We start from the raw sequence: 23,474 nt of genomic DNA, 5'->3' as shown, positions 1-23,474 counted from the left end.
TCTGCTTTGTTCTTCGAGCGTCATGAAGGTGGTGAACGGGCCATTCTGGTTCATCTGGAAGGCCAAGACCCAGAGGCGCGCGAAGACCCGCAGGAGTTCCAAGAGCTCGCCCATTCGGCGGGTGCGGACACGGTGGCGTTCATTAACGTGCCACGTCATCGGCCGACCGCAAAATTTCTGATTGGCAGTGGCAAGGTCGAAGAGTTGCGCGACCTGGTCAAGGCCGAGCAGGCCGATCTGGTTATCTTCAACCACATCCTAACCCCCAGCCAGGAACGTAACCTCGAGCGCGTGTTCGAGTGCCGCGTGCTGGATCGCACGGGGTTGATCCTGGATATCTTCGCTCAGCGCGCACGCACCCATGAGGGTAAGTTGCAGGTCGAGCTGGCTCAGCTTGATCACCTCAGCACGCGCCTGGTTCGCGGCTGGACTCACTTGGAACGGCAGAAAGGCGGTATCGGTCTGCGTGGTCCTGGTGAAACCCAGTTGGAAACGGACCGTCGCTTACTCCGCGTACGCATCGGGCAGATCAAGCAAAAGCTTGAGCGCGTTCGCAGCCAGCGTGAGCAGGCGCGTCGCGGCCGTAAGCGTGCGGATATTCCTTCCGTATCATTGGTGGGTTACACCAACGCCGGTAAATCGACCTTGTTCAACGCCGTCACTCAATCCGAGGTGTACGCGGCTGATCAGTTGTTTGCCACGTTGGACCCAACGCTTCGCCGTCTTGAATTAGACGACTTGGGCCCAATCGTGCTGGCCGACACCGTGGGCTTTATTCGTCACCTGCCGCACAAGCTGGTCGAGGCCTTCCGCGCTACGCTGGAGGAGTCGAGCAACTCCGATTTGCTGCTGCACGTGATCGATGCTCATGAGCCCGACCGTACTCAGCAGATCGAGCAAGTGTTGGCGGTGCTGACGGAAATCGGTGCGGATGAGTTGCCGATACTCGAGGTCTACAACAAGCTCGACATGCTGGAAGGCGTTGAGCCGCAGATTCAACGTGACGAAGCAGGGCGCCCGCAACGCGTTTGGCTTTCTGCCCGTGACGGCCGTGGCCTGGATTTGCTCGAGCAAGCGGTTGCTGAGCTGCTCGGCAATGATTTGTTTGTCGGCACTTTGTGCCTGCCGCAACGGTTGGGGCGCCTGCGCGCTCAGTTTTTGAGTTGGGCGTTGTGCAAACCGAAGAGCATGATGAGCACGGCGCGAGCTTGCTGTCTGTGCGGGTTCCGCGGGTTGAATTGAACCGCTTGATCAGCCGTGAAGGCTGGCAGCCGTCAGAGTTTTTAGAGCAACACACTTTGCAATAAAGCCTGCGACTGCGGCTTTGCTGCTGCTGGACGGCATCTGTAGCATTGGCGGGCGCGCCGTGGGCGCGTCTTTGCTTTATCAGTATGGAGAGCGCTATGGCTTGGAATGAGCCGGGTGGCAACTCGAATAATCAAGACCCTTGGGGTGGACGCAAGGGCGGCGGTGACCGCAAAGGTCCACCGGATCTCGACGAAGCCTTCCGCAAGCTGCAGGACAGTCTGAACGGACTGTTCGGTGGCAGTAAAAAACGTGACAGCGATAGCGGTTCCAGTGGCGGCGGTGGCGGTGGCTTTGGCCTTATCGCTGTGGTCGTTGCCGTGGTGGCAGCCATCTGGCTGTACAGCGCCGTCTATGTCGTCGACGAGCAGGAGCAAGCCGTCGTGCTGCACTTCGGCAAGTACTACGAAACTGTCGGCCCAGGCCTCAACATCTATTTCCCTCCGATTGATCGCAAGTTCCAAGAGAACGTCACCCGCGAGCGTGCTTACAGCAAGCAGGGGCAGATGCTCACCGAAGACGAGAACATCATCGAGGTGCCGCTGACCGTTCAATACAAGATCAGCAACCTGCAAGAGTTCGTGCTTAACGTTGACCAGCCGGAAGTGAGCCTGCAGCAGGCCGCCGACAGCTCGGTACGTCATGTAGTGGGTTCCACCGCAATGGACCAGGTGCTGACCGAAGGCCGTGAACTAATGGCCAGCGAAGTCAAAGAGCGCCTGCAGCATTTCATGGATACCTACAAAACCGGTATCACCGTTACGCAGGTGAACTTGCAGAGCGCTGCCGCGCCGCGTGAAGTTCAGGAAGCTTTCGATGGACGTGATTCGTGCCCGTGAAGATGAGCAGCGTGAGAAGAATCTGGCTGAGTCGTATGCCAACGGCGTAGTGCCGGAAGCGCGTGGTCAGGCTCAACGCCTGATTGAAGACGCTAGCGGTTACCGCGATGAGGTGGTTTCCCGTGCTACGGGTGAGGCGGATCGTTTCACCAAGCTTGTAGCCGAGTACCGCAAGGCGCCTGAAGTGACTCGCGAGCGTCTCTATCTCGACACCATGCAAGAGCTGATGACCAACACCAGCAAAGTATTGGTGACCGGCGAGAAAGGGCAGAACAATCTGCTTTATCTGCCGCTCGACAAGATGATCGATAGCCGTGGCGCTGCACCTGCTCAGGGGGCTTCCAGCCAATGCCGCCGCCGCTGATTTGGGCGCGCGCGTGAATGCTGATTTGCAACAGCGTGATCTGCGGACAAGGGAGACTCGCTGATGAGCAATAAATCACTGGCCGTCCTGATCGTCGCCATTGTCGCTGTGCTGGTCGGTTGGAACTGCTTCTACATCGTGGCGCAAACCGAGCGTGCGGTGATGCTGCAGTTCGGTCGCATCGTGCAAACCGACGTAGCGCCTGGCCTTCACGTGAAGATTCCGTACGTTAACCAGGTGCGCAAGTTCGATGCGCGTTTGATGACGCTGGATTCCTCCACTTCGCGTTTCCTGACCTTGGAAAAGAAAGCGCTGATGGTCGATGCCTACGCCAAATGGCGTGTGCTCGATGCTGAGCGTTTCTACACCGCGACGTCCGGGATCAAGTTGATTGCCGACGAACGTTTGTCGCGCCGTCTTGAAGCCTCGCTGCGCGACCAGTTCGGTAAGCGCACGTTGCACGAGTCGGTGTCGGGTGAGCGGGATGCGTTGATGGCTGACGTAACTGCAACGCTCAACAAGGCTGCGCAGAAAGAATTGGGCATCGAAGTGGTCGACGTTCGCGTCAAAGCGATCGACCTGCCCAAGGAAGTTAACCGCAGCGTGTTCGACCGTATGAGTTCGGAGCGTGAACGCGAAGCTCGCGAGCATCGCGCCAAAGGTAAAGAGTTGGCTGAAGGCATTCGTGCCGATGCCGACCGCCAGAAGCGTGTGATCCTGGCCGAAGCCTATCGTGAGGCGGAAGAAATGCGCGGTGATGGCGATGCGAAAGCGTCTGCCATTTACGCGCAAGCCTACGGCATGGACCAAAGAGTTCTACGGTTTCTACCGCAGCCTTCGCGCATACCGCGAGGCTTTGCCGACAAGCGTGACGTATTGGTCCTCGATCCAAGCAGCGATTTCTTCCGGTATTTGGAGAAATCAAAACCTTGATGTCAGTCGTTTCCGGCGGACGCTAGTCGTCCGTCGGGGTGACCCATCAGGGAAACGTGTTATGATTGGTCAGCCGGGAAATTCCCGGCTTTTTTGCGTCTGTGGGAACCATGTGGCAGGAACTCGGCATCGCGTTGTGTTTAGTGCTGGTGCTGGAAGGCATCCTGCCGTTCCTATATCCACGAGGTTGGCGTGAGACATTCATGCAGCTTTTACAGCTGTCTGATCGTCACTTACGTTTAATCGGGCTTGCCAGCATGTTGCTGGGAACAGTCCTCCTTTACTGGCTTCATTAATGGCTGCCGCCCGCAACGAGGGAATGGCGAAAATGGCAACGGTAGACCGCTGGCTGCTGCCAGATGGCATCGAGGAAGTACTGCCGCCGGAAGCGGCGCGCATTGAGGCGGCCCGCCGCCAGGTGCTGGATCTGTTCCAGCGCTGGGGCTATGAGTTCGTCGTCACTCCACATATTGAATACCTGGAATCGCTGCTCACCGGCGCGGGCCAGGATCTGGATTTGCGCACCTTCAAGGTGATCGATCCGCAAACCGGTCGGCAGATGGGTTTTCGCGCTGACATCACGCCGCAAGTGGCTCGCATCGACGCGCATACGTTGCGTCGCGAAGGCCCGAACCGTCTGTGCTACGCCGGCAGCGTGCTGCATGCCCAGCCGCGCGCGCTGACAACCTCGCGCAGCCCGATTCAACTGGGCGCCGAGCTGTACGGCGATGCCAGCCCGGCCAGTGACGTGGAAGTCATCAGCCTGCTGCTGGAAATGCTCGAGCTCGCCGCCGTTCCTGACGTGCATATCGACCTCGGTCATGTCGGCATCTACCGGGGTCTTGCCCGCGCGGCGGGTCTTTCCGGTGAAGTCGAGCAGCAGCTCTTCGATGCGCTGCAGCGAAAAGCCGTCGATGAAGTGGCTTCGCTCACTGAGCACGTGCCCGCTGAATTGCAGAAAATGCTGCGCGCCCTCGCCGAATTGTGCGGCGAGCGCGAAGTGCTGGACCTGGCACAAGCCTGCCTGGTCGAGGCGCCTGAAGACGTGCATCTGGCGCTGGACGAGTTGATCGCCATTGCCGACACGCTTGAACGCCGCTACCCCGAAGTGCCGCTGTACTTTGACCTCGGCGAACTGCGCGGCTACCACTATCACACCGGTGTGGTGTTCGCGGCGTTCGTTCCCGGTGTTGGCCAGTCCATCGCGCAAGGCGGCCGTTACGATGACATCGGCGCTGACTTCGAGTCGCGCTCGTCCGGCCACCGGTTTTCGAAACCGACCTGAAAAGCCTGGTAACGCTAGGCTCCATGCAGCTCGACGAGCCAGAGGCTGGGGTTTGGGCGCCAGACAATCACGATTTGTATCTATGGAAGGCAGTTCGCCAGTTGCGCGGGCAAAACACGCGTGTTGTGCAGGCGCTGCCGGGGCAGGAAAGTTTCTGCTGCGCGCGAGGAGCAGGCTGCGATCGCCAGCTGGTTCTCGTCGATGGGCGCTGGCAAGTGGCGCCGTTGGCTAATTAAAGATTTCCGTCGGCTGCGGCCGGCATCAAGCTTCGAAGAGGACAAGTGTTATGGGTAAGAATGTCGTCGTCCTGGGCGCAATGGGGTGATGAGGGCAAAGGCAAGATCGTTGATCTGCTGACTGAGCACGCGGCTGCGGTCGTTCGCTACCAGGGTGGTCACAACGCAGGTCATACCCTGGTGATCAACGGCGAAAAAACCGTCTTGCACCTGATCCCGTCGGGCGTACTGCGTGACGGCGTTCAATGCCTGATCGGCAATGGCGTGGTGGTTGCACCTGACGCCCTGATGCGCGAAATCATCAAGCTGGAAGAGAAGGGTGTTCCGGTGCGCGATCGCCTGCGTATCAGCCCGGCCTGCCCGCTGATCCTGTCGTACCACGTGGCGCTGGATCAGGCCCGTGAGCGCGCCCGTGGCGAAGCCAAAATCGGCACCACCGGTCGTGGCATCGGCCCGGCATACGAAGACAAAGTGGCCCGTCGTGGTCTGCGAGTAGGTGACCTGTTCCACCGCGAGCGTTTTGCCGCCAAGCTCGGCGAGTTGCTGGACTACCACAACTTCGTGCTGGTGAATTACTACAAAGAGCCGGCCATCGACTTTCAGAAAACCCTGGACGAGTGCATGGAATACGCCGAGCTGCTGAAGCCGATGATGGCCGACGTGACGTCCGTGTTGCACGACATGCGCCGCGACGGCAAAGACATCATGTTCGAAGGCGCGCAAGGTTCGTTGCTCGACATCGACCACGGCACCTATCCCTACGTCACCAGCTCCAACACCACGGCGGGCGGTATCGCTACCGGTTCGGGCTTTGGTCCGATGTACCTGGATTACATCCTCGGTATCACCAAGGCCTACACCACGCGCGTTGGTTCGGGTCCGTTCCCGACTGAGCTGTTTGACGACGTCGGTGCGTTCCTCGCCAAGCGCGGCCACGAGTTCGGCGCGACCACCGGCCGTGCTCGTCGTTGCGGCTGGTTCGACGCCGTTATCCTGCGTCGCGCCATCGAAATCAACAGCATCTCGGGCCTGTGCCTGACCAAGCTGGACGTTCTCGACGGTCTGGAAACCATCCGCATCTGCGTGGGCTACAAAAACGAAAACGGCGCGGTCATCGACGCCCCAACCGACGCTGACAGCTACATCGGCCTGGAGCCGGTGTACGAAGAAGTGCCGGGCTGGAGCGAGTCGACGCTGGGCGCCAAGAGCCTGGATGAGCTGCCGGCCAATGCCCGCGCCTACATCAAGCGCGTGGAAGAGTTGGTCGGCGCGCCGATCGACATTATCTCCACTGGCCCGGACCGCAACGAAACCATCGTATTGCGTCATCCGTTCGCCTAAGGGCTGGCGCCGTCGCTTACGACGGTTAACGAAAAGGGTCGCCAATTGGCGGCCCTTTTTCGTTTCTGAGCGTCTGGTCAGGTGTGGCGGCATGGCACTTGCTGTGCTCAAGTTATCCCAGCAGTTGCCGTCACATCAGGTGACGGATATTGGAGGTTTGTCGTGTCAGCCATCGTTTCTCTCTTGCGTAGCCGCTTGCTGCGCCCGGTCTTCATTGCACTCGGAATTGCACTGCTGGTGCAGGTCCTGGTGGCCGTTGCACTAACTCGGAGCACGGTCGGTGCGCTGGAGGTCGATCTGGGCACGCGCCTGGGTTCTGACACTCAGCGGCTTAAGTCCGAATTGGAGGAGGCGGGGCGCGAGCTTTCGTCCGGGCTGGGCACGTTGTCTACTCGCACCCGGGAGCGGCTGGCGGCAGGCCTTTCCGGTCGCTTGAAAGAAGAGCAGGCGCAAATGCGCGCGACTCTTGAGCAGAATCTGAAGGATTCAGCCAATGACATGGCCCAACTGCTCGCAGCGGTGGCGCCGCGTGCGATGTGGGACAACGACGGTCCGGCGCTTTCTGAATTTGCCCGCCGTGCGCAGCGCAATCCGAACGTGCTGTTCGTGGTGTACGACGATGCGCAAGGCCAGCATCTGACCCGCTACCTCAATCGCGAGAATCCGCTGATCAAGGCACTGATGGAGAAGGGCGAGGGCGAGCGGGCGCTTGATAAGGTGCTCAACGCTGCGCGTAACGACAAATCCGTTTACCTCATCGAGGCACCGATCAGCCCCAATGGTGTGGAGATCGGCAAGGTGCTCATGGGCGTGTCCACTGCCTCGGTTGAGCAGCAACTGGTTGCTTTGGACAAACGCTTCGCTGCGCTGATTGCCAGCGGTGATCAGTTAGTTGCTGATAGTTTGTCTGGCGCCGCCACAGAAAGTACCGCCGCCCTTACTGCGCGCCTGAAAGCCGCGCAAACCGAAACGGCCGGCATGGCCAATGGCGCCCGCGCCTCGGTGCAGGAATCTGCCGCCACGCTGAAATGGCGCATCGGTTTGGGCTTGGTGCTGGTGGGCTTTTGCGTGTTGCTAACGCTGGCGATCGTGCTGGGGCGGCGGGTGGTGAGCAAGCTGCACTTGCAGATTGCTGCGCTGAACGATTTGGCAGCGGGCGAGGGCGATTTGACCCGCCGCATCGAAGTCACCAGCCGCGACGAGATTGGCGACATGGCCATTGCCGTGAATCGCTTTGTCGAGGAATTGCAGCCCATCGTGCGTGAGGCGGGCGAGGTCGCGGTCAGCACTGGCGTCGAAATCAAAGGCCTGGCCACTCGCAGCGTTGCGGCCGAAGCGGCAGCTGAACGTCAGCGTGATGAAGTGGCCGGCAGTCTCGAGGCGTTGGCGGTGATGGCTGGCGATGCGCAGGCTGAAAGTCGCGCTATGCAGGCGGCCTTGCAGCGCGTGGTGTCGATTCGTCAGGACGCCAACGAGAACGCCGTAATCGCCACGAAGGTCGGCGCCTTGATTGAAGAGCTGGTGTCACGCGTCGATGCCGGTTCGGCGGTGATCGAGCGACTGGCGCGTCAGAGTGAGCAAATCGAAATGGTGCTGACCGTTATCCATGGTATCGCCGAGCAAACCAACCTATTGGCGCTCAATGCGGCCATCGAGGCGGCGCGGGCGGGCGAGACCGGTCGAGGCTTCGCTGTGGTGGCGGACGAGGTGCGCGCGCTGGCCAGTAAGACGCAGCAGTCCACAGGCGATATCCAGTCGCATATCACTGCTCTTCAGCAAGGTGCACGTGAGGCGGTGTCGGTGATTGGTCGTGCGGGTCAGCAGGCCAATGAAGGTTTGGCTGCGTTGCGTGACAGCGAGCGGTTGCAGTTGTCGGTGCAGGCGGCGGTGGATGACGTTCATGCTGCAATCAAGGCGGCCACCCAGGCGGCCGCGCATCAAGCCGAAGGTGCCGATGCAGTTCGAGGTCGCGTAGAGGTTATTCACGCAGAAGCGCAGCGTGCCGCCGAAGCGGGTGCGGCGACAGCGGCAAGCGGTCGTGTGCTGGATGGGTTGGCGTCGCGGCTTAAATCCAGTTTGGGTCAGTTCCGCGTTTAACGGCGCGTTCGTTGGAGAGGTCGGGCGTTCCCGGCTTCTTTAATGGCCGCCGCTGGCCATATGGCAGGCACAAAAAAACCGGCCTAAGCCGGTCTTTTTTGTTGCTGAGGTTGGTAGTACCTCAGTCTAAATTGGTGCCCAGGAGAAGACTCGAACTTCCACGATGTTGCCATCGCTAGGACCTGAACCTAGTGCGTCTACCAATTCCGCCACCTGGGCGTTGAGTTCGTTGATTGCTCAAGTACTTTCAACTACAACAACGTTTGCCGTCGTTGTGGGCGCGAAATATACGGACCAGTTTGAATGTTGTAAACCCCTGATGTGAAAAAAAACTTTATTCGTTCACGTGAGCAGACCAAGATAGCGTTTTCGCGCTTCAATAGGCGCAAGACACTTACTTCTCTATATAGATAAGGCGAACCCTCTCTAATGGCCGATTGGCAATCCCTCGATCCCGAGGCCGCTCGTGAAGCGGAAAAATACGAAAACCCTATCCCAAGTCGTGAGCTGATTCTTCAGCATCTGGCGGATCGCGGTTCGCCAGCCAACCGCGAGCAGTTGGTAGAAGAGTTCGGCCTCACCACTGAAGAGCAGCTTGAAGCCTTGCGTCGTCGCCTGCGGGCGATGGAGCGTGACGGCCAGTTGATCTACACCCGTCGTGGCACCTACGCGCCGGTCGATAAACTCGACCTTATCCTCGGTCGCATCAGCGGTCACCGCGATGGCTTCGGTTTCCTCATTCCGGATGACGGCAGTGATGACCTTTTCCTGAGCCCTGCTCAGATGCGTCTAGTCTTCGATGGCGACCGTGCCCTAGCGCGCGTTACCGGCCTTGACCGCCGTGGTCGCCGTGAAGGTGCGGTAGTGGAAGTGATTTCCCGCGCCCACGAAACCATCGTTGGTCGCTATTACGAAGAAAGCGGCATCGGCTTTGTCGTCGCAGACAATCCGAAAATCCAGCAGGAGGTGCTGGTCACGCCGGGTCGCAACGCCAGCGCCAAACAAGGCCAGTTCGTTGAGGTGAAAATCACCCATTGGCCAACGCCGCGCTTCCAGCCTCAGGGCGACGTGGTTGAAGTGGTCGGCAACTATATGGCGCCGGGCATGGAAATCGACGTGGCGCTGCGCAGTTACGACATTCCTCACGTATGGCCTGAAGCGGTGCTCAAAGAAGCCGCCAAGCTCAAGCCTGAAGTGGAAGAGAAAGACAAAGAAAAACGCATCGACCTGCGCCATCTTCCGTTCGTTACCATCGACGGCGAAGACGCCCGCGACTTCGACGACGCGGTATTTTGCGAGAAGAACGGCAGCAACTGGCGCCTGTTCTCCGGCGGCTGGAAGCTGTACGTCGCCATTGCCGACGTTTCGCACTACGTGAAAATCGGCTCGGCCCTCGATGACGAATCGCAAGTGCGCGGCAACTCGGTGTACTTCCCCGAGCGCGTAATCCCCATGCTGCCGGAAGAGCTGTCGAACGGCCTCTGCTCGTTGAACCCCAAGGTCGACCGCTTGGCGATGGTCTGCGAGATGAGCATCTCCAAGACCGGCAAGATGACCGACTACCAGTTCTACGAAGCGGTCATCCACTCCCACGCGCGCCTGACCTACAACAAAGTCAGCGCCATTCTCGAAACGCCGAAAAGCGCCGAAGCTAAAGCCTTGCGCACCGAGTACGCCGACGTGGTGCCGCACCTCAAGCAGCTGTACTCGCTGTATCAGGTGCTGCTGGCTGCTCGCCATGAGCGCGGCGCCATCGATTTCGAAACTCAGGAAACCCGCATCATATTCGGCTCTGGCCGTAAGATCGCTGAGATCCGTCCGACCACTCGTAACGATGCCCACAAGCTGATCGAGGAATGCATGCTGGCCGCCAACGTGGCCACCGCCGAGTTCCTTAAGAAGCACGAGATTCCTGCTTTGTATCGCGTGCACGATGGTCCGCCGCCAGAGCGTCTGGAAAAGCTCAAGGCATTCCTCGGTGAGCTGGGCTTGTCGCTGCAACGCGGCAAATCCAAAGAAGGCCCGTCGCCCAAGGACTACCAAGCGTTGCTGGAAGGTATTCGCGAACGGCCGGATTACCACCTGATTCAAACCGTCATGCTGCGCTCGTTGAGCCAGGCGGTTTACAGCGCCGATAACCAGGGCCACTTCGGCCTGAATTACGAGGCGTACACGCACTTCACCTCGCCGATTCGCCGTTATCCGGACTTGCTCACGCACCGCGCCATCCGCAGCGTCATTCGCTCGAAGATGGACACGCCGCACGTCAAGCGTGCTGGCGCGATGATGATTCCGAAAGCGCGCATTTACCCGTATGACGAACCCGCGCTGGAGCAACTCGGCGAGCAGTGCTCGTTGTCCGAACGCCGCGCCGACGAAGCCACCCGTGACGTGGTGAACTGGCTCAAGTGCGAATTCATGAAAGACCGCGTGGGCGAGAGCTTCCCAGGCGTGATCACGGCTGTGACCGGTTTCGGCTTGTTTGTTGAGCTCAAAGACATCTACGTCGAAGGCCTGGTGCACGTCACCGCCTTGCCGGGTGATTACTACCATTTCGACCCGGTTCACCACCGTCTGGCGGGCGAGCGCACCGGCCGCAGCTTCCGTCTCGGCGACAGCATCGACGTCAAAGTCATGCGCGTTGATCTGGACGAACGCAAAATCGACTTCGAGCTTGCTCAAGCCGCTATCGATGCGCCAATCGGCCGTAAGGGCCGCACATCGACGGCGGCCAAAAGGCGGTGCGCGTGAGCGTGCTGAAAGGCGAACGCAGCACCTACTTCCGGCAGCGCTGACGTAAAGCGCAGCCGCGAAGTGAAAAGCGCGTTGCTCGCTGAAGCGAAAAGCAAAGGCAAGGCCAGCACCACTGGCAAAAGTGCCAAGCCCAGCACGCATCGCAAAGGCCCGCCAAAGGCTGGCGCTGCAGCACCGAGCAAAAGCGGCGGCGCTCGCAAGCCAAAGGGTAAAGCATGAGTCAGTTGGAAAAAATCTACGGTGTGCACGCCGTAGAAGCCTTGCTGCGGCACCATCCCAAGCGCGTCAAACAGATCTGGCTCGCTGAAGGGCGTAATGATCCGCGCGTCCAGGTATTGCTGGAATTGGCGGCTCAATCGCGCGTAGCGGTCGGGCAAGCCGAGCGCCGCGAAATGGACGCCTGGGTTGAAGGCGTGCATCAGGGCGTGGTCGCAGAAGTGAGCCCGAGTCAGGTGTGGGGCGAGGCGATGCTCGACGAGCTATTGGACCGTAGCGAAGGCCATCCGCTGTTGCTGGTGCTCGACGGCGTAACCGACCCGCACAACCTCGGTGCCTGCCTGCGCACCGCCGATGCGGCTGGCGCGTTGGCCGTGATCGTGCCGAAGGATAAATCCGCAACGCTCAACCCCACCGTGCGCAAAGTGGCGTGCGGCGCGGCGGAAGTCATTCCGCTGGTGGCCGTCACCAACCTGGCGCGCACCTTGGAAAAACTCCAGCAGCGCGGCTTATGGGTGGTGGGCACTGCAGGCGAGGCTGAGCAAGAGTTGTACGACCAGGACCTGACCGGACCGACCATTCTGATCATGGGCGCCGAAGGCAAGGGCATGCGCCGCTTGACCCGCGAGCACTGCGATTACCTGGTGCGCCTGCCGATGGCGGGTAGCGTCAGCAGCCTTAACGTCTCGGTAGCCACAGGCGTCTGCCTGTTCGAAGCCATGCGCCAGCGCGGCGTGAAGGCCAAGGCCGGGAAATAACGCTGCGCCGCCTGTGGCAGCGGCTTTAGCCGCGATGCTTTTGGATCACAAAGGCATCGCTGCTGACGCCGCTCCCACAGGTTTCTCCGCCTTCTTGGCAACTGTTCAAATAATCACCAATTGCCTTGCGCCTCCCAGCCCCCTTCTCTACAATTGCGCCCCTTGCCGTGACGGCAGGCGCATACGTGCCCTTTTGTCTGGTGAGCTAACAGTGTCATTCACTCCTTGTCTGACCGCGCTAAGCGGCAGGCTACAACCCGTAAGGAGCATTTATGCGTCATTACGAAATCATCTTTCTGGTTCACCCGGACCAGAGCGAGCAAGTCGGCGGCATGGTTGAGCGTTACACCAAGCTGATCGAAGAAGACGGCGGCAAAATTCACCGCCTGGAAGACTGGGGCCGTCGTCAATTGGCCTACGCAATCAACAATGTTCACAAGGCTCACTACGTGATGCTGAACGTTGAGTGCACCGGCAAAGCCCTGGCTGAGCTGGAAGACAACTTCCGCTACAACGATGCCGTGATCCGTAACCTTGTCATCCGTCGCGACGAAGCCGTAACTGGCCAGTCCGAGATGCTCAAGGCTGAAGAAAACCGCAGCGAGCGCCGCGAGCGTCGTGACCGTCCTGAAGCCGATTCCATCGATGGCGACAACGATGACAACGACAACAGCGACAGCGATAACGCTGACGAGTAATCCACGGATCTATTGAGGAGCCAATCTCATGGCACGTTTCTTCCGTCGTCGTAAATTCTGCCGTTTCACCGCTGAAGACGTGAAGGAGATCGATTACAAAGATCTCAACACTCTGAAAGCCTACGTTTCTGAAACCGGCAAAATCGTTCCAAAGCCGTATCACCGGTACCAAGGCTCGTTATCAGCGTCAGCTGGCCACCGCTATCAAGCGCGCCCGCTTCCTGGCCCTGCTCGCCTACACCGACAGCCACGGCCGCTGAGACCGGAAGGTCGATACGTAGTAAGGGATAAATCGCATGCGCGCAGTTGCTGAGTTCATCATGCGCGGTCGCATGCAAGCCACTCTTGTGGTGGTGGGTAGTGCGGCATTGCCGCTGTTGTTCTGGTTGAGTGCTGCTGCAGGTTGCCTTGTGCTCCTGCGGCGTGGTTTGAAGGACGCTGCTGGCGTTCTGGTTTGGGCTCTCCTGCCGGCGTTTGTCTGGTGGTACTTCGGCGAACCGCGCACCTTGTTGGTGTTGCTGGGCGCGCTGGGGCTGGCGTTGGTGTTGCGCGCTGGTGGGTCATGGAACCGGGTGCTGTTGTGTAGCGTGGCTTTGGGCCTAGTGTACGGTTTGGTATTGGGTTCGCAGTACCGTGAATTTCTCGAAGCGGTAGCGGCGGAGTTGCAGAAACTCCTGCCGCAGGCCCTCGGGGAGCTCCACCAGCAATTGCCGGTGGAAGAACGGGCTCGACTGGATGCCTTGCTAGTGCCGGTGCTGACTGGATTGCTGGCGTCTGTGCTGCAAATCGTCAGTCTGCTGTGCCTGATTCTTGGGCGTTATTGGCAGGCTGCGTTGTACAACCCTGGTGGTTTCGGGCTCGAGTTTCGGGCGTTGCGACTGCCGCCAGCGTTGGCGATGGGGCTGTTGGTGTGCATGCTGCTAGGTCCGAATATTGGACCGCAATTGGCCATGCTTACACCGCTGTGCAGCGTACCGCTGGCGTTTGCAGGATTGGCCTTGTTGCATGGGCTGGTGTTTGTAGGGCGACTGGGCAAGTTCTGGCTGGTCGGGATGTACATAGGCCTGCTGCTCTTTATGCAGCTGATTTATCCGTTACTGGTGGCCCTGGCCATTGTCGACAGTCTGATTGATTTTCGCGGACGCCACGCACGCAACGGTGCCGGCCCCGCGAACGGTGAAGGTTAAAAGTTAAGAGGTAAGACCCAAATGGAAGTCATCCTGCTGGAAAAAATCGCCAACCTGGGCAACCTGGGCGACAAAGTGAATGTTAAGGCTGGTTACGGCCGTAACTTCCTGCTGCCGCAAGGCAAAGCAACTGCCGCTACCGCTGCGAACGTTGCTGCGTTCGAAGAGCGTCGTGCAGAGCTGGAAAAACTGGCTGCCGAGAAGAAAGCTTCGGCTGAAGCTCGTGCTGCTCAACTGGCTGAGCTGGAAGTGACCATCACTGCCACCGCTGGTGATGAAGGCAAGCTGTTCGGTTCCATCGGTACTCACGACATCGCCGACGCCCTGACCGCCTCTGGCGTGGAAGTGGCTAAATCGGAAGTGCGTCTGCCGAACGGTACCATCCGTCACGTGGGCGAATTCGACGTAGCTGTGCACCTGCACTCCGACGTTGAAGCAACTGTCCGCGTTGTCGTGGTAGCTGCTTAAGTAACGCCGATCGCCCCGCACCTCTGGTGTGAGCGGTTTACATCGGGCACGATCTGCACTCGCAGATCGTGCCCTTTATCTTTCTGTATTCCTTGTTTTGCATTCCTGATTCCGTGTGGCCATGAACGATATTTCCGATCCCGAACAGTTCGACCTGCAAACCGCTGCGCTAAAGGTCCCGCCCCATTCCATCGAGGCCGAACAGGCCGTGCTCGGTGGCTTGATGCTCGACAATAACGCCTGGGAGCGGGTGTTGGACCAGGTTTCGGACGGTGACTTCTATCGCCATGACCACCGCCTGATTTTCCGCGCCATCGCCAAGCTGGCCGACCATAACTCGCCGTTCGACGTCGTCACGCTTTCCGAGCAGCTCGACAAAGAAGGCCAGACCTCGCAAACCGGCGGCCTGGCGTACCTCGGCGAGCTGGCGAAAAACACCCCGTCGGTGGCCAACATCAAGGCCTATGCGCAGATCGTTCGCGAGCGCGCCACATTGCGCCAGTTGATCGGCATCAGCACCGAAATCGCCGACAGCGCCTTCAACCCGCAAGGCCGGCAAGCTGCCGAAATTCTCGATGAAGCGGAGCGGCAGATCTTCCAGATCGCCGAGGCCCGGCCGAAAACCGGCGGCCCGGTAGGCGTGAACGCGTTGCTGACCAAAGCCATCGACCGCATCGACGAGCTGTTCAATACCGGCGAAGGTATCACCGGTCTGTCCACCGGCTTCACCGACCTCGACGACAAAACCAGCGGCTTGCAGCCCTCGGACCTGATCATCGTTGCCGGTCGTCCGTCGATGGGTAAAACCACCTTCGCCATGAACCTGGTGGAAAACGCCGTACTGCGCAGCGACAAGGTGATTCTGGTGTACTCGCTCGAGATGCCAGGCGAATCGCTGATGATGCGTATGCTGTCCTCGCTGGGCCGTATCGACCAGACCAAAGTACGTTCCGGTCAGCTCGACGATGACGACTGGCCGCGCCTGACCTCGGCGGTCAACCTGCTTAACGACCGCAAGCTTTTTATCGACGACACGGCCGGCATCAGCCCTTCGGAAATGCGTGCGCGAACCCGTCGTCTGGTGCGTGAACACGGCGACGTCGGCCTGATCATGATCGACTACCTGCAACTGATGCAGATTCCAGGCTCCAGCGGCGACAACCGTACCAACGAGATCTCGGAAATTTCCCGTTCCTTGAAAGCCCTGGCCAAGGAATTCAACTGCCCTGTGGTCGCGCTGTCCCAGCTCAACCGCTCCCTAGAACAACGCCCCAACAAGCGCCCAGTGAACTCCGACTTGCGCGAATCCGGCGCCATCGAGCAGGACGCCGACGTGATCATGTTCGTGTACCGGGACGAGGTCTATCACCCCGAAACCGAACACAAAGGCGTCGCCGAAATCATCATCGGCAAGCAGCGGAACGGTCCGATTGGTTTTATTCGATTGGCGTTCCTCGGGAAGTACACCCGCTTCGAAAACCTGGCACCGGGTAGTTACAACTTCGACGACGACGAGTGATTTCGGCCTGGATCGGCCCGAACGACGCCTATGCTGCGTCGCGCGGTGCTCGCCAAAATCGCAGTCACTAGCAACATTCACCGCAAAACCAACCCTACGCCTTATAACGCGGCGCCATAAAATCCGCGTCCACGTATGGCGCCAAGTAATCCTCAAGCCGCTGCCCGTCGCTGCATTCAAAGTGCTCATCGGTATCGGTCAAGGTATCCAGCCGATCGACCCGGAAATTACGAAAGTCGCCGCGCAGTTCGCACCAGCTGCAGAGCGTCCAGGTCTGCCCCCAGAAGAACAGCCCCAAAGGCCAGATGCAGCGTTCGCTGCTCTGGCCTTTTTCGTCTTTGTAGCTCAGTTGCAGCTTACGTTGCTGGCGAATGGCGAGGCGCAGTTGGCCGAGCCAATGCACGGGGTACAGGTTGGTTTCCGGAGCGAACAGGTTGTGGCGATTGAGTTCGCTGCGCAGGTCGCCTGGCAGCACGTTGTGGATTTTCGCCAGTGCCGATTCGGCCGCCCGTTGCAGAGCCGGGTCGGCCCAGGCTTTGACCATCTTGGCGCCGATCATCAGCGCTTCGATTTCTTCGCGCTCGAACATCAACGGCGGCAAATCCATGGGCTGGCGCAGCACATAGCCAACGCCCGCTTCGCCCTCCAGCGGCACGCCGGAGAGCGACAAATCCTGAATGTCGCGGTAGATGGTGCGCACCGACACCTGCAGCCGTTCGGCCAGCCACTGCGCTGTGGTCAGGCGGCGGCTGCGCAGGAACTGCACGATCTGGAAAAGGCGGTCGGCGCGTCTCATGGCTGGTCTCGGTGGTGGGCCATCGCGGCCGAAGCCGCGATGTTTTAAACGTCAGGACACGCTGTGCAGCCCAACGCTATTGCCTTCACTGTCTTTAATCAAGGCAATGAAACCGTGCGGCGCGATCTCGGTGCGGGGCTGCAGGATGACGCCGCCGGCGTTCGGAACACGGTCCAGCACGGCGTCGAGTTGGCCTTCCACATTGAGGTAAACGCGCGTGCCGCCGGTGCCCGGGTGCATGCCTGCCATCGCACACGCAGCCGCCGACGCCGCCGTTTTCTTCGCCGGGGAAAATGCCCATGCGCGACATCGGCCCATCGACAATCGGCATCTCGATATCCAGCGCGCGCTGGTAGAAGGTGTGGGCACGGTCGAAGTCGCTGACGTAGAGTTCAAACCAGTTCACGGCGTTCATGGCATTCATTCCTTGGCGTATTGAGGGAGTCGGCAGCCGTCGGCGGGGTGCCGTTGCATGCTGCTGGCGAGCACTTTACGAGGGGGCTACTGACAGCATTCTGTCAGTAGCCTGCGCCGATATTTCTGCGCCGTGCTGGGCTAAACTGCGGTCCCTTTTTTCCATGCCGTCGAGCCTGCCATGCGTCCGTTAATCGCCACCATCGACCTCGCCGCCCTGCGCCATAACTATGCCGTCGCCCATCGCTGCGCGCCGGGGCGGCAGGCGTTCGCGGTGGTCAAAGCAAACGCGTACGGCCATGGCGTGCGTGAAGTGGTAGCCGCGCTAGCCAGCGCTGACGGCTTCGCCGTGTGCTGCCTGGAAGAGGCGCAAGCCGTCCGCGAGGTGAATGCGCAGGCGCGCGTGTTGCTCCTGGAGGGCTGTTTCGAGCCGGCTGAATACCGGCAGGCCGCCGCGTTAAATCTGGACGTCGCGGTGCATAACGCCGCCCAGGCCGAGGCGCTGATGTCAGCAGCCTTGTCGCAGCCGCTGAACGTGTGGCTGAAGCTCGACAGCGGCATGCATCGTCTGGGTTTCTCGGCCGCTGAGCTGCGCGAATGGCATGGCCGTCTGGCAGGCACCGGGAACGTGGCCGAACTCAATGTGCTCGGGCATTTCGCCTGCGCCGACGAGCGCGGCCATGAGCTGAATGAGCAGCAGGTCGAGCAGTTTTTGAGTCTGTTGGATCTGGATTTCGACCAGCGCTCGCTGGCCAATTCCGCCGCGCTGCTGACCATTCCCGCCGCGCATATGGACTGGCAGCGCCCCGGCATCATGCTCTACGGCGCCACGCCGTTTGCCGAGCTCAGCGCCAAGGAGTTGGGATTGCGGCCGGTCATGACGCTCACCGCACAGGTGATCGCCCTGCGAGAAGTGCCAGCCGGCGAAAGCGTGGGCTATGGCGCCAGTTGGATCGCCCGACGGCCCTCGCTGATCGGCACCGTCAGCTGCGGCTACGCCGATGGCTACCCGCGTCACGCACCGCCCGGCACCGAAGTGGTGGTGCGCGGCCAGCGCGTGCCGTTGGCGGGCAGGGTGTCGATGGACATGCTCAGCATCGACCTAACGGACGTTCCCAGCGCGCAGCTGGGCGATGCGGTGGAATTGTGGGGCGCGCAATTGCCCGTGGATGAACTGGCACAACGCTGCGGCAGCATTGGCTACGAATTGCTAACCAAAGTCACCGGCCGCGTGCCGCGCCGCTATCACAACTAACCCCGCCCCTGTAAGAGCGGCTTCAGCCGCGATGCTCTTGAACAGCAGCGCGGCTAGCCGACCCCTTACACCAACCCCGTCGGCACCTGCAGCGCATCCAGAAACAGGCACTGCTCCGGCGTCAGCGAGCCATCCTTGCCGCGAATGATGCAGCCGGAACGCCCCTGGCTCTTGGCCTGATAAAGCGCCTCGTCCGCCGCCTTGTACAAACCAGCGAATTGCTTGGCGTGTTGCGGAAACAGCGCCGCGCCAATACTGATGGTCACCGCCAGATTGTTCGCGCCATACAGCACCGGCTTGGCCAATTCGCTCAGCAAGCGCACGGCAATTTCCTGCGCATGTTGCTCGGCCTCCGGGCCGCTGATGACGATGGCGAATTCGTCGCCGCCCAATCGCGCCACCATGTCATTGCTGCGCACATGCTCGCGCAGGCGCTGGCCGATGGTGCGCAGCATCAGGTCGCCGGCGTCGTGGCCGTGGCGGTCGTTGATCGGTTTGAAGTGGTCGAGGTCCACCAACAGCAGCGCCACAGACTCGTGACGGCGGCTGGCGTCGGCCAGCGCGGTTTCCACACGCTCAATCAGGTAGCGGCGGTTGGGCAGGTCGGTTAGCGGGTCGTGAAAGGCCGCGTGCTGCAGGGCTTGCTCGCGTTCACGCAGTTGCTGGTTGGCCTGGGCCAGTTCGGCCGTGCGCACTTCCACGGCACGCTGAAGCTCGTCAGCGCTGGCCTGTATCTGCGACAGGCGCGCGGTTTTCTCGCGGTCGGCTTGTTGCAGCGCCGTGGAGCGGTCGTGCTTGAGGGTCTGGATGCGGTAGGCGAGGGCGAAGGAAAACAAAATCGACTCCGCCGCCACCGCCAACGGAAACACATAGGCGTTCCAGCCAGCCGGTTGCACCACGCCCGTGGTGCGCAGCAGCAACAAGCCGGTGCTGCCCAAAATCAGGCCGTAGCCGCAGAGGTACAGCAGCGCCGGGAAGTAATGCTGCCGCCAGCGGATAAACGCCGCGCCCAGGGCCGCCGGAATACTGGTGAACGACAGCAACGCAATAATCCACGCCGCCGTGCCGCGCTGGCCGGCAACATCCAGCGCAATCGCCACTAAGTACACCACGCAGGCCAGGTTCAGCAGGTGATGGGCCCAGCGCACATAGCGCTTGGTCTGCATCAGCGTTTGGGTAAAGCGCGTGGCGAAAATGCCCCACAACGAGGGCAGCACAATACGGTCGAGCCACACCGGCACCGGGTGGTTGGGCCACAGGTATTGGAAGCCGTGGCCGGTCATGCTGACGATAAACAGCAGGGCGCCGCCGGTGGCGAGCACGTACCAGAAGTAAGCCGCGTCGCGCAGGCTGAAAAAGATAAACAGGTTGTACAGCAGCAGCGCCGTGATGATCCCGTAGATCAGCCCCAGGCCGATGTTTTCGGTGGCGGCCAGTTGGCTCAGGTCATCAAGTTGCCAGACCTTCAGCGGAAACGAATTGCCGGCCGGGTCGTAGCTGCGCAAATAAAAGGTCAGCGGTTCGTCGCCCAGCTCAGGCAGCTTGAACAACGTGCGGCGGTACGGGTAGTCGCGACCTTCGGCGTAATTCACCACTTCGCCGCTCTGGCGCTGCTGCCAACTGGTGTGCGGGCCGGGCAAATAGAGCTGCATATTCAGCTGGGTGACAGAACCGATCTCAAGCCACCACAGCGCCGGCGCGTCATTGCGCCGTTGCAGGGTGACTTTGATCCACCACGGGTTGCGGCTCTGACCGACGCTGGCTTTACCATTGGCCGGCACGAAACGCTGTTGGATGTCGGGCTTGGCCATGTCGGCAATGTTCAGCGTGGCGCCGACATCTTCGAGCAGTTCAATCTGCCCGTTCAACGACTGGCCGCTGCTGCTGCGGTCGAGCAGCATGGGCGCCGCAGCCGACGCGTGGGCAGCGCACACGGTCAACAAGGCATACAGGCACATCCGCACAATGTTCAGCCGCACCGCATAACTCCTTGTAGCCAAGCGCTGCGGCCGGGCGATTAAAACTGGGTCGAGTATAGCTATCAGTATCGGAAATTGATGACAGGGCTTGAGCGACTTTCTTGTCATCCATCGGCCAGTAGCTGACTGACACAGTCGGATTCTGTACATTTTTTGTGCTATATTCCGCGCCCGCGATTTTCCATGCAACTGCCATACGGTTCCCCCATGCAAGCAGCCAAGCCGCTATTCGATTATCCAAAGTACTGGGCCGAGTGTTTCGGGCCTGCACCTTTCCTGCCGATGAGCCGGGAAGAGATGGATCAGCTTGGCTGGGATTCCTGCGACATCATCATCGTCACCGGTGATGCGTATGTGGATCATCCTTCGTTTGGCATGGCGATCATCGGCCGGCTGCTGGAAGCGCAAGGCTTTCGCGTGGGCATCATTGCGCAGCCCAACTGGCAGTCCAAAGACGACTTTATGAAGCTCGGCGAGCCGAACCTGTTCTTCGGCGTCGCGGCCGGCAACATGGATTCGATGATCAACCGCTACACCGCCGACAAGAAAATTCGCTCCGACGACGCCTACACGCCTGGCGGTCTGGCCGGCAAACGCCCAGACCGCGCCAGCCTGGTGTACAGCCAGCGTTGCAAAGAAGCCTACAAAAACGTGCCCATCGTGCTCGGCGGCATTGAAGCCTCGCTGCGCCGTATCGCGCATTACGACTACTGGCAAGACCGCGTGCGCAACTCGATTCTGATCGACGCCAGCGCCGACATTCTTCTGTACGGCAACGCCGAGCGCGCCATCGTCGAAGTGGCCCAGCGCCTGTCGTACGGGCAGAAAATCGAAGACATCACCGATGTGCGCGGCACCGCGTTTATCCGCCGCGACACGCCGCAGGGCTGGTACGAAGTCGATTCCACGCGCATCGACCGTCCGGGCAAGGTCGACAAGATCATCAACCCGTACGTGAACACCCAAGACACCCAGGCCTGCGCCATCGAGCAGGAAAAGGGCCCGGTTGAAGACCCGGAAGAAGCCAAAGTCGTGCAGATTCTGGCCAGCCCGCGCATGACCCGCGACAAAACCGTGATCCGCCTGCCGTCCATGGAAAAGGTGCGCAACGACCCGGTTCTGTACGCCCACGCCAACCGCGTGCTGCACCTGGAAACCAACCCGGGTAACGCCCGCGCATTGGTGCAGAAGCATGGCGAAGTGGATGTGTGGTTCAACCCGCCACCCATTCCCATGACCACCGAGGAAATGGACTACGTGTTTGGCATGCCGTACCAGCGTGTGCCGCACCCGGCCTATGGCAAAGAGAAAATTCCCGCCTACGACATGATCCGTTTCTCGGTAAACATCATGCGTGGCTGCTTTGGTGGCTGCACCTTCTGCTCCATTACCGAGCACGAAGGCCGCATCATCCAGAACCGCTCGGAAGAGTCGATCATTCGCGAGATCGAAGAAATCCGCGACAAAGTGCCAGGCTTCACCGGCGTGATTTCCGACCTCGGCGGGCCGACCGCCAACATGTACCGCATCGCCTGCAAGAGCCCGGAAATCGAATCCGCGTGCCGCAAGCCGTCGTGCGTGTTTCCCGGCATTTGCCCGAACCTGAACACCGACCACTCCAGCCTGATTCAGCTGTACCGCAGCGCCCGCGCGTTGCCAGGCGTGAAGAAAATTCTGATCGCCTCCGGCCTGCGTTACGACCTGGCCGTGGAATCGCCCGAATACGTGAAAGAACTGGTCACGCACCACGTGGGCGGCTACCTGAAAATTGCCCCGGAACACACCGAGGAAGGCCCGCTGAATCAGATGATGAAGCCGGGCATTGGCTCGTATGACAAGTTCAAGCGCATGTTCGAGAAGTACTCGAAAGAGGCGGGCAAAGAGCAGTACCTGATCCCGTACTTCATCGCCGCGCACCCGGGCACTACCGACGAAGACATGATGAACCTGGCCCTATGGCTCAAAGGCAACGGCTTCCGTGCCGACCAGGTGCAAGCGTTCTACCCCTCGCCCATGGCCACCGCCACGGCGATGTACCACTCGGGCAAAAACCCGCTGCGCAAAGTCACGTACAAGAGCGACGGCGTGACCATCGTTAAAAGCGAAGAGCAGCGCCGTCTGCACAAAGCCTTCCTGCGTTACCACGACCCCAAAGGCTGGCCGATGCTGCGCGAAGCGCTGCTGCGCATGGGCCGTGGCGACTTGATTGGGCCGGGCAAGAACCAGCTCATTCCGTTGCACCAGCCGGCTACCGACAGCTACCAGAGCGCTCGGCGGAAAAACTCGACGCCGGCCGGCAGCCATAAAGTGGCCAAGGAAACCAAAATCCTCACCCAGCACACCGGCCTGCCCCCGCGCGCTAGCGACGGTGGCAATCCGTGGGACAAACGCGAGCAAGCCAAAGCGGCCGCGTTCGCCAAGAGCAAGGAAGACGCTAAAGCCCGTCACGACGCGGCCAAAGGCGGCAAGGGCAAGGGCGGCAAAGGCGGCAAGAAGCCCGCGCGGCAGCCTGTGTTTCCGCGCTAAGGCTTGTGCATGAACAAAAAACGCCAACCTTCGGGTTGGCGTTTTTGTGTGTGGTGTTGGTTGAGAGTCAACGGCCCCTCACCCCAGCCCTCTCCCGCAAGCGGGAGAGGGAGCCGACCGCGTGTTTCGAAACCTCCCCGATTCATTCCCCTCTCCCGCTTGCGGGAGAGGGGCTTGGGGTGAGGGGCTTTTGACTGGATTTTGATCGTAGCGCCCGGCTTCCCTGCGTTCGGCTGAACATTCTGGATCCCCGCGTTCGCAAGGATGACGGTGTGATTGGCCATAGAGTTGTGATCCTGAACGGTCCGCGCCCGCCACAATGAAGACCTCGGTAGCCACCTCAACATCCCCTGCGCCCCGTTTACGTGCGATCCTCTGCCCCACGCATCGCCACTGGCGCGATTTTGGTGCCGGGGTGCAGGGACGGGTAGCGAAACCACCGGCTCCGCCCCGGCTGGCATAAGTCTTGCGCGGCTCACTGCCCGCCAAGGCTCGCAGGAGGCA

13 protein-coding genes, 1 tRNA gene and 7 pseudogenes are annotated in these 23,474 nt (G+C 60.3%); 17 read left to right on the top strand and 4 right to left on the bottom strand.

Features of this window, described 5'->3' with window-relative positions; genetic code table 11:
* Positions 1-6 precede the first annotated feature (6 nt).
* The 7 genes and pseudogenes from hflX (at position 7) to ACZZZP_RS21515 (ending at position 8,400) form a co-directional block, all read left to right on the top strand.
* A pseudogene (hflX, locus tag ACZZZP_RS21545) lies at positions 7-1,307 on the top strand (ribosome rescue GTPase HflX).
* Between the two features lie 96 nt (positions 1,308-1,403).
* Positions 1,404-2,572: pseudogene (gene hflK / locus ACZZZP_RS21540) on the top strand (FtsH protease activity modulator HflK).
* Positions 2,572-3,441: pseudogene (gene hflC, locus ACZZZP_RS21535) on the top strand (protease modulator HflC). The pseudogenes hflK and hflC overlap by 1 nt, the downstream one beginning before the upstream one ends.
* A gap of 110 nt (positions 3,442-3,551) precedes the next feature.
* Positions 3,552-3,737 carry a DUF2065 domain-containing protein gene (locus tag ACZZZP_RS21530; protein WP_108097891.1) on the top strand — a complete coding sequence of 62 codons (186 nt, stop codon included), beginning with the start codon at positions 3,552-3,554 and terminating at the stop codon, positions 3,735-3,737.
* Between the two features lie 32 nt (positions 3,738-3,769).
* Positions 3,770-4,962, top strand: a pseudogene (locus ACZZZP_RS21525) (ATP phosphoribosyltransferase regulatory subunit).
* A gap of 50 nt (positions 4,963-5,012) precedes the next feature.
* Positions 5,013-6,303: pseudogene (locus ACZZZP_RS21520) on the top strand (adenylosuccinate synthase).
* A gap of 162 nt (positions 6,304-6,465) precedes the next feature.
* Complete coding sequence (locus tag ACZZZP_RS21515) at positions 6,466-8,400, top strand: methyl-accepting chemotaxis protein (RefSeq protein ID WP_463536832.1); 1,935 nt, start codon at positions 6,466-6,468, stop codon at positions 8,398-8,400.
* A 132-nt stretch (positions 8,401-8,532) separates the two neighbouring features.
* On the opposite strand, the gene ACZZZP_RS21510 is transcribed toward ACZZZP_RS21515, so the two are convergent.
* Positions 8,533-8,619 (bottom strand) — tRNA-Leu (locus ACZZZP_RS21510).
* A gap of 210 nt (positions 8,620-8,829) precedes the next feature.
* On the opposite strand from ACZZZP_RS21510, the pseudogene rnr reads away from it, so the two are divergent.
* From rnr to dnaB, 7 genes and pseudogenes are all read left to right on the top strand, one after another.
* Positions 8,830-11,373: pseudogene (gene rnr, locus ACZZZP_RS21505) on the top strand (ribonuclease R).
* Positions 11,370-12,128 (top strand): 23S rRNA (guanosine(2251)-2'-O)-methyltransferase RlmB, encoded by a 759-nt coding sequence (gene rlmB, locus ACZZZP_RS21500; RefSeq protein WP_463384053.1) that lies wholly within the window; start codon positions 11,370-11,372, stop codon positions 12,126-12,128. The pseudogene rnr and the gene rlmB overlap by 4 nt, the downstream one beginning before the upstream one ends.
* Before the next feature lie 272 nt (positions 12,129-12,400).
* The gene (gene rpsF, locus ACZZZP_RS21495; RefSeq protein WP_122451573.1) at positions 12,401-12,826 is read left to right on the top strand and encodes a 30S ribosomal protein S6; all 426 of its coding nucleotides are present in this window, start codon (positions 12,401-12,403) and stop codon (positions 12,824-12,826) included.
* A gap of 28 nt (positions 12,827-12,854) precedes the next feature.
* Positions 12,855-13,086 (top strand): annotated as a pseudogene (gene rpsR / locus ACZZZP_RS21490) (30S ribosomal protein S18).
* Between the two features lie 36 nt (positions 13,087-13,122).
* Entirely contained in the window at positions 13,123-14,013 is an 891-nt protein-coding gene (locus ACZZZP_RS21485) for a hypothetical protein (protein ID WP_463384052.1), read from the top strand.
* A 21-nt stretch (positions 14,014-14,034) separates the two neighbouring features.
* Entirely contained in the window at positions 14,035-14,481 is a 447-nt protein-coding gene (rplI, locus tag ACZZZP_RS21480) for a 50S ribosomal protein L9 (RefSeq protein WP_122451571.1), read from the top strand.
* Positions 14,482-14,602: 121 nt separating this feature from the next.
* On the top strand, positions 14,603-16,000 hold the full coding sequence (dnaB, locus tag ACZZZP_RS21475; RefSeq protein ID WP_463384051.1) for a replicative DNA helicase: 1,398 nt from the start codon (positions 14,603-14,605) through the stop codon (positions 15,998-16,000).
* Positions 16,001-16,094: 94 nt separating this feature from the next.
* Here the strand turns inward: dnaB and ACZZZP_RS21470 are convergent, their stop codons facing one another.
* Together ACZZZP_RS21470 and ACZZZP_RS21465 are read right to left on the bottom strand one after the other, a co-directional pair.
* Positions 16,095-16,796, bottom strand: a complete 702-nt coding sequence (locus ACZZZP_RS21470) for a helix-turn-helix transcriptional regulator (protein ID WP_463384050.1) — start codon at positions 16,794-16,796, stop codon at positions 16,095-16,097.
* A 51-nt stretch (positions 16,797-16,847) separates the two neighbouring features.
* Positions 16,848-17,036 carry a VOC family protein gene (locus ACZZZP_RS21465; protein ID WP_463536831.1) on the bottom strand — a complete coding sequence of 63 codons (189 nt, stop codon included), beginning with the start codon at positions 17,034-17,036 and terminating at the stop codon, positions 16,848-16,850.
* Between ACZZZP_RS21465 and ACZZZP_RS21460 the strand changes: the two genes are divergently transcribed.
* Both ACZZZP_RS21460 and alr read left to right on the top strand, forming a co-directional pair.
* Entirely contained in the window at positions 17,035-17,235 is a 201-nt protein-coding gene (locus tag ACZZZP_RS21460) for a hypothetical protein (protein WP_463536830.1), read from the top strand. The genes ACZZZP_RS21465 and ACZZZP_RS21460 overlap by 2 nt on opposite strands.
* 156 nt (positions 17,236-17,391) lie before the next feature.
* Positions 17,392-18,465 carry an alanine racemase gene (alr, locus tag ACZZZP_RS21455; protein ID WP_463384049.1) on the top strand — a complete coding sequence of 358 codons (1,074 nt, stop codon included), beginning with the start codon at positions 17,392-17,394 and terminating at the stop codon, positions 18,463-18,465.
* A 65-nt stretch (positions 18,466-18,530) separates the two neighbouring features.
* Here alr and ACZZZP_RS21450 read toward each other — a convergent pair whose 3' ends face one another.
* Positions 18,531-20,423: a diguanylate cyclase domain-containing protein gene (locus ACZZZP_RS21450; protein WP_463536973.1), complete on the bottom strand. Its 1,893-nt coding sequence runs from the start codon at positions 20,421-20,423 to the stop codon at positions 18,531-18,533.
* 228 nt (positions 20,424-20,651) lie between these two features.
* Between ACZZZP_RS21450 and ACZZZP_RS21445 the strand changes: the two genes are divergently transcribed.
* Entirely contained in the window at positions 20,652-22,970 is a 2,319-nt protein-coding gene (locus ACZZZP_RS21445) for a YgiQ family radical SAM protein (RefSeq protein ID WP_463384765.1), read from the top strand.
* Positions 22,971-23,474: the final 504 nt, after the last annotated feature.

Source organism: Pseudomonas sp. AC211, from assembly GCF_979258055.1.
Note: the sequence above shows the minus strand (reverse complement) of the source record. Positions and strands in the feature narration are given on the sequence as shown.

Excerpts from the sequence above, each read along its gene's own strand:
- alr (WP_463384049.1), top strand. The coding sequence starts at position 17,392 with ATGCGTCCGTTAATCGCCACCATCGACCTCGCCGCCCTGCGCCATAAC.
- ACZZZP_RS21530 (WP_108097891.1), top strand. The coding sequence starts at position 3,552 with ATGTGGCAGGAACTCGGCATCGCGTTGTGTTTAGTGCTGGTGCTGGAA.
- rplI (WP_122451571.1), top strand. The coding sequence starts at position 14,035 with ATGGAAGTCATCCTGCTGGAAAAAATCGCCAACCTGGGCAACCTGGGC.
- ACZZZP_RS21470 (WP_463384050.1), bottom strand. The coding sequence starts at position 16,796 with ATGAGACGCGCCGACCGCCTTTTCCAGATCGTGCAGTTCCTGCGCAGC.
- ACZZZP_RS21460 (WP_463536830.1), top strand. The coding sequence starts at position 17,035 with ATGCCTGCCATCGCACACGCAGCCGCCGACGCCGCCGTTTTCTTCGCC.
- rlmB (WP_463384053.1), top strand. The coding sequence starts at position 11,370 with ATGAGTCAGTTGGAAAAAATCTACGGTGTGCACGCCGTAGAAGCCTTG.
- ACZZZP_RS21450 (WP_463536973.1), bottom strand. The coding sequence starts at position 20,423 with ATGTGCCTGTATGCCTTGTTGACCGTGTGCGCTGCCCACGCGTCGGCT.
- ACZZZP_RS21445 (WP_463384765.1), top strand. The coding sequence starts at position 20,652 with ATGCAAGCAGCCAAGCCGCTATTCGATTATCCAAAGTACTGGGCCGAG.
- dnaB (WP_463384051.1), top strand. The coding sequence starts at position 14,603 with ATGAACGATATTTCCGATCCCGAACAGTTCGACCTGCAAACCGCTGCG.
- rpsF (WP_122451573.1), top strand. The coding sequence starts at position 12,401 with ATGCGTCATTACGAAATCATCTTTCTGGTTCACCCGGACCAGAGCGAG.
- ACZZZP_RS21485 (WP_463384052.1), top strand. The coding sequence starts at position 13,123 with ATGCGCGCAGTTGCTGAGTTCATCATGCGCGGTCGCATGCAAGCCACT.
- ACZZZP_RS21465 (WP_463536831.1), bottom strand. The coding sequence starts at position 17,036 with ATGCACCCGGGCACCGGCGGCACGCGCGTTTACCTCAATGTGGAAGGC.